The following is a 4,494-nucleotide window of genomic DNA, read 5'->3' as shown; positions in this document are numbered from 1 at the left end:
AGGACGCGCTTAGCATGTCAATAACATTTCCGGACGGAAAGGTCTACGGGGCCGGCCGCTGGTCAAGCCGGCCGGAAGCGGACCTGGCCGTGATCGCCCTGCAGGCGGAGAATCTCCCGGCGGTGCCGGTGGAATTTGCCGGGCTGCCGTCACCGGGGGATAAAATCAGGGTGGTAGGAAACCCGCTGGAGCTGAATAACATCCTGGTTGAAGGAAAAGTTGGGCAGTATTTGAAAATCAGGGACAGGCAAGGGAAAATTTTCAGTATTGACGCACCCATCTACCCCGGCAACAGCGGCAGCCCGGTGTATAATATGGACGGCCAGGTTGTGGGCGTGATATTTGGCAGCCTGAAAGAGGATAATAACAGCGGTAACAGGGGCAGGGGGGTGGCTGTGTCTATCGCTGAGGCCCGGGATTTAATCAATGACCAGGTGGCTGAAAAACAGGCGGCAGTAAGGTAAATGCTTTTGGATACACCGTCAGAGTGTCAACATCCTGCAAAGTCCATGGTGTTGAAACCTGCTGCTCCATTGCGCAGCGTCGTTTAGTAAACTAAGCGAAGCTGAGGTGCGAAATTGGATAAGCGGACAGGATGTCCGCGAAAGGTCTTCATCGCCTGGATGGCGAGTTGAAGGCCGGTCCAATTGAGCCCGAAGCAAGCGCGAAGTTTACTCGACGCGGAGCACAGGAGCCAAGCAGGTTCTCAACACCATGGGCACTTTGTCTGCAAACTGAGACGGCAATGATAAGCCGTCTTTTACGTTTTCCCGTGGATATCCTCAACAATATCCACCCGGGTTCCTACTTTCGCCAGGCGGTGAAGCTCAATGATATCCTGGTTGCTCATCCTGATACAGCCTCCTGAGGCATGGCTTCCTATTGAATCCGGTTTATCAGTGCCGTGAATTCCGTATTTCAAGCCTTCGGGCGCCCTGTGGTCTGTTTTTGACCTGTTGTCGTTTTCAAAAGGCACGCCCAGTCCCATCCACCTTATTCCCAGGGCTTCATTTAGGTCTTCATCGCCAAGTTTGTTCATAATGGTAAAGCTGCCTTCAGGAGTGAGATGGGGTTCCTTGCCGGTGGCGACCCGGTAGCTTTTATAGAGTTCACCGTCCATATAAAAATAAAGTATGTTTGTGTTTTTATCCACTATGATCCAGTCGCCGGCTGTTTCAGGCGCCGGGTAGGAGGCCAGAAGCGTCAGTTCCGGCACAGCGCCCGCTATATAAACATTCCTGCCGCTTGTGATTTTAACGCCGCATGATATGGTTACACCATGCAGGGGGAGTTCCCCGGCCGGTTTGTTTTTTATCGGGGTTACCTCCGCCGGAATGGCGCTGCCGCCGGCCGGTACAGAAAGCTGCTCATTTACCCGGCTTTTATTTACTATAAGGTATTGGCCTTTTTGTTCATAAACTGCAAAAGCATCGTTTTCATAGAAGGGTTTACTGAAAATATACTTGCCCTGTGGAGGCTGGACTTTGATAAGCACCGCCGTCAGCGAAAACATCAGGACGGCTGTAAATATTAAATAAATCCATTTTTTCATTTTAAGTCCCCGGTTTTGATCGTTTTTATCAGTTGATATAAATATTGCTAACATAATTATGTTTCATGTTTGAAAAAATAAAAATAAAATGTTTGTTTAAGGGGGTGTCCTATTGATTCAGGATTTGACAATAATTGAAAATGATGCTCCTGATTTGATTAAAAACATATCTACGGGTATGATTCCAAGAGAGCTTGAGCCATATGTATCACCGGCTTTGGAAGAGTTTAGAAATGAGATGGCCGCTGAACTGGGTTTGCCTGATTATGAAAATATGGACAAGGGGGATCTGCCTTCCAGGGCGAACGGCAATGTTGGCGGCAATATGACCAGCAAAATGGTGAAATTTGCAGAGGCGGTCCTGGCCTGGAATTATAAGAACAGGCTGATGCTGGACGATAAATAAACCGGTAACACGGAAAAAACGGACTTACAAAAATGGCAGGTTCCATTGCTGGAACGAAGCCATTTATTTTTTTAAAGATATTTTAAAAATTATAATATTTGTTAGAATTCGACAAATTATCTGAAGGTAAATTACATCAATATATTGAACGATAAACAGCAGAAAATTTTGATGAACGGTGGTGTTATATGATGATAAATATAATGGAAAAAGCAGAACAGCTGACAATTGATAATATTATTTTTGATGAATTGTCACAGGCGCTGGAACAGTCTGCTGAAAGAAGGACTGTTGGCCGCAGGCAGTCAGACAGAGATATCCGCATATTAAATAAAAGAATCACTGGTATCCTGGAAAATATAAATGACGGCTTTTTTATTATTGATAAAAGATGGCGATTTATTTATCTGAATGCTGAGGCGGAGAGGTTTTGGTCGAAAAAAAAGGAGTACCTTCTGGGGAAATCCATATGGGAAGAGTTTCCCGAGGTTTTGTACTCACCGCTTTATAAATATTTCCACAGGGCTGTGCTGAACCAGGCTGCCGAAAGTTTCGAGATGTATTCTCCGGGCGAAAACAAGTGGGTTGAGATAAACGTTAATCCTTCAAAAGAAGGAGTATCTTTTTACTTGCGGGACATAGGCGAGCGGAAACAGTTTGAAAAGGAAATGTCACGCCTGGACCGTTTGAACTTAGTCGGCCAGATGGCTGCCGGGATCGGGCACGAGATCAGGAACCCGCTGACTACTGTCAGAGGTTTTTTGCAGCTGTTGTCAGATAAGGATAACTGCCTTCAGTACAGGGAATTTTTCAGCTTGATGATAGATGAACTGGACAGGGCGAATACCATAATTACCGAGTTTCTTTCACTGGCAAAAGACAGGGCTATAGAGCTGGAGAAGAAGAATATTAACCGCATCATAGAAGCTATTTTGCCATTAATAAGCTCGGACGCCCGTGAAAGCCAGATAAACATTAATACTGATTTTGCCGAAGTTCCTGAGTTGCCGGTCGATGAAAAAGAAATCCGCCAGCTTGTTTTAAACCTTGTCCGGAACGGGTTTGATGCGATGTCCGGCGGCGGAGAGCTGTTTATCAGGACTTATTCCGAGTGCAACGAGGTAATACTGTCAGTACAGGACCAGGGGAACGGTATTGCTGAAGACATACTTGAAAAACTGGGCACTCCATTTTTCACAACCAAAGATAGCGGCACAGGCCTCGGACTGGCTGTCTGTTACAGCATTGCCGCCAGGCACAGGGCCAAGATTAAAGTGGAAACCGGTAATTCAGGTACGACCTTTTTTGTCCGTTTTCAGTGTGCAAATTAAGTGTCTGATTTAAGAAGTTTCTTTTCTGGATTTTTCCCAGATGGCTGCCCCAATCTGGTTTAACGCTTTCTTCAGTCCCCTGGGGTCGTCAAGACTGTAGCCTTTTTCCCAGTAATCAGCAAGCACCCCGGTAAATTTAGTGAAACCTGTCACACCTGTTACAATCCAGAGGTGAACATATCCCACATGATGCGGATCGCATTTATGGTTTTGATCGGATTTGTGGGTTATTTTAAAATCTCGCAGGGAGTTTCCCTCGTCCACCCAGGACAGCGTTCCTTCCTTCAAGGCAACTTCTTTTCCACAGGTTTCGCATAAAAATTCCACTTTTATAACACTCCTTATCAATATATAATATAATTTAGCAAAATTAATTCTAATACTAAATTATTAATATCACATATGTAGTAATAATACCATAGGTATGTCAGTAAATTATATTAATGGAAAATGTCAGTAATAATATTTTTGTTTCAATCAATTTAATAGAATTACCAGAAAAATTTTTATAAAAACCTGTTATAAATTATTACTTCAGAAAGGATTTTTCGAAGGAACGTCGAAAACCTACAAACAGGGCAAAGTCCCATAAGTTTTTTTTATGAGTTTAATAATTGCCGGGGCTGTAAGTAAAATTTGCTTGAAAGCCATCCGGTCTATTATCTCTTTTGCATTAAAGATAAGCCTTTAACTTATTTTTTTTGAAGGAGGGGATGTGAATTTACAAACTATTAAACTGCTATCTTGAGGGAGATAGCTTATTTTTTGGTAAGCCCGGGACGATATGTTGATTACAATGAGGAACAAAAAAAGTCACCGTACTTGCCGGAAGGAGGGAAAGTTGAGGGGTTAGGTTTAGCGCTAGTAATTAAGGTAGAGTTTAGTATTTAGTATGGAGGAAGGTTTTGCATTTCATTGCCCGGTGTAAGGGGGTTTTCAGTCTGTAAGAGTCCCTTAGGGAAAGGAGAATAATATGGAACTAGCGAAGAATTTGCAGACGACATTAAACAGGTCATACGGCAAAACTGACCTGTACGTCGATCTTGCTCAGTCAATCAGTGGAGTAATACTTATTGGTTTCTTATGGATGCATATGCTTTTTGTGTCTACCATTATTGTGAGTCCGGCTCTTTTTGATACATTATCCGAAGGCCTGGATAAATATTATCTTGCACAACTTGGTATTCCTGCGACTATTCTCATAA

6 protein-coding genes are annotated in these 4,494 nt (G+C 43.6%); 4 read left to right on the top strand and 2 right to left on the bottom strand.

Translation table 11 applies throughout. The features are described 5' to 3' along the window. Window positions 1-464 (top strand): trypsin-like peptidase domain-containing protein (locus NC238_07675; GenBank protein ID MCM1565819.1); only part of this gene is annotated, 464 nt, incomplete at its 5' end. 296 nt (window positions 465-760) lie between these two features. On the opposite strand, the gene NC238_07670 is transcribed toward NC238_07675, so the two are convergent. Further along, window positions 761-1,552, bottom strand: coding sequence for a L,D-transpeptidase (locus tag NC238_07670; GenBank protein ID MCM1565818.1), 792 nt, complete (start codon window positions 1,550-1,552; stop codon window positions 761-763). A gap of 178 nt (window positions 1,553-1,730) precedes the next feature. Between NC238_07670 and NC238_07665 the strand changes: the two genes are divergently transcribed. Together NC238_07665 and NC238_07660 are read left to right on the top strand one after the other, a co-directional pair. After that, complete coding sequence (locus NC238_07665; GenBank protein ID MCM1565817.1) at window positions 1,731-1,958, top strand: alpha/beta-type small acid-soluble spore protein; 228 nt, start codon at window positions 1,731-1,733, stop codon at window positions 1,956-1,958. A gap of 188 nt (window positions 1,959-2,146) precedes the next feature. Next, the gene (locus NC238_07660) at window positions 2,147-3,289 is read left to right on the top strand and encodes an ATP-binding protein (protein ID MCM1565816.1); all 1,143 of its coding nucleotides are present in this window, start codon (window positions 2,147-2,149) and stop codon (window positions 3,287-3,289) included. A 9-nt stretch (window positions 3,290-3,298) separates the two neighbouring features. Here the strand turns inward: NC238_07660 and NC238_07655 are convergent, their stop codons facing one another. Next, entirely contained in the window at window positions 3,299-3,616 is a 318-nt protein-coding gene (locus NC238_07655) for a hypothetical protein (protein MCM1565815.1), read from the bottom strand. 646 nt (window positions 3,617-4,262) lie between these two features. Here NC238_07655 and NC238_07650 point away from each other — a divergent pair. After that, window positions 4,263-4,494, top strand: a 232-nt coding sequence (locus tag NC238_07650; GenBank protein MCM1565814.1) for a succinate dehydrogenase, incomplete at its 3' end; no start/stop codon positions are given.

It is taken from the genome of Dehalobacter sp. (assembly GCA_023667845.1).
GTDB lineage: Bacteria > Bacillota > Desulfitobacteriia > Desulfitobacteriales > Syntrophobotulaceae > Dehalobacter.
This window is presented reverse-complemented; position numbering and strand designations above follow the sequence as displayed.